We start from the raw sequence: 324 nt of genomic DNA on the forward strand, positions 1-324 counted from the left end.
ACTACGGTCTTTCCACTTCCCACATCCCCTTGTATCAATCTATTCATCTGCGCGCCTGTTTGCGTATCGCTACGGATTTCTTTGATGACCCTTTTCTGTGCATTAGTAAGCTCAAATGGGAGATATTTCGAATAAAATGTATTTACCTTTTCGCCAACCCTAGCAAAAATAGCCCCTTGAAATTTCTGCTGGCGTAGTTTTTTAGCGTTTAAAAGCTGCAATTGGATAAAAAACAGTTCCTCGAATTTGATTCTTCGGGTCGCTCCCTCTAAAAGGTGTTGGTTTTTCGGAAAGTGGATATTTAAGATGGCCGACTTCCGATCT

At 41.4% G+C, this 324-nt stretch carries 1 pseudogene; it reads right to left on the reverse strand.

Annotated elements, in window-relative coordinates:
- Positions 1 to 324, reverse strand: a pseudogene (locus GBG68_RS14510) (DNA helicase RecG); the annotation flags it as partial.

The sequence above is a fragment of the Alkalilimnicola sp. S0819 genome (assembly GCF_009295635.1).
In the GTDB taxonomy this organism is placed as follows: Bacteria; Pseudomonadota; Gammaproteobacteria; order Nitrococcales; family WHIW01; genus S0819.